Below are 775 nucleotides of genomic sequence, written 5' to 3'. Positions count from 1 at the left end.
CCTTCTTTTGTCGGCTCAGGCGACGGCACACTTGCTTTTTCTTTGTACTTTACGGTTTGTGCCGCAGGTACGGGAGTCCCGCCTTTTGCATCAAATGTTACTGTGTATCCCTCTTTGGTAAAGCCCACATTTACCGTTGTTGCGGCGGTTATCTTTACTTTTGCAGTCGGACTTCCGGGTGTGCCGCCTTCTTGCAGTGCGGAAGCGGGGGTTACTGTCCATGTGTCGACTTTGTAGCCCGGCTCGGGAACCGCGGTAAAGGTTACGGTTTTGCCGTATTCAATCGGCTTCCCCGAAGCGATTGCGCTGCCGGCAAGTTCCGCTTTAAGCGTGCCGTTCGCTGGCGTACCGAAGGTTACGGAGTATGTATTCAGCGTAAAGCTTACGTTTACCGTTGTTGCGGCGGTTATCTTTACTTTTGCAGTCGTACTTCCGGGTGTGCCGCCTTCTTGCAGTGCGGAAGCGGGGGTAATTGTCCACGTGTCGACTTTGTAGCCTGACGCGGGACCTGCGGTAAAGGTTACGGTTTTGCCGTATTCAACCGGCTTCCCCGAAGCGATTGCGATGCCGGCAAGTTCCGCTTTGAGCGTGCCGTTCGCCGGTGTGCCGAAGGTTACGGAGTATGTATTTATCCGCCACTTTGCGTACAGTTCGGTGTTTTGTGTTACCTCGTTTACGGCAAAATTCCAAGGACTGTTTCCGGCTTTGTTGTACCAGCCGTCAAAGGTATGACCTTCTTTTGTCGGCTCAGGCGACGGCACACTTGCTTTTTCTT

At 53.2% G+C, this 775-nt stretch carries 1 protein-coding gene; it reads right to left on the bottom strand.

Going from position 1 to position 775, the window contains the following annotated elements:
• On the bottom strand, window positions 1–761 hold a 761-nt coding region (locus HMPREF9194_RS12360; RefSeq protein WP_245540715.1), incomplete at its 3' end, for an InlB B-repeat-containing protein.
• Window positions 762–775 lie beyond the last annotated feature (14 nt).

Origin of the sequence: Treponema maltophilum ATCC 51939, assembly GCF_000413055.1 — a bacterium.
GTDB classification, from domain to species: domain Bacteria; phylum Spirochaetota; class Spirochaetia; order Treponematales; family Treponemataceae; genus Treponema_C; species Treponema_C maltophilum.
Note: the sequence above shows the minus strand (reverse complement) of the source record. Positions and strands in the feature narration are given on the sequence as shown.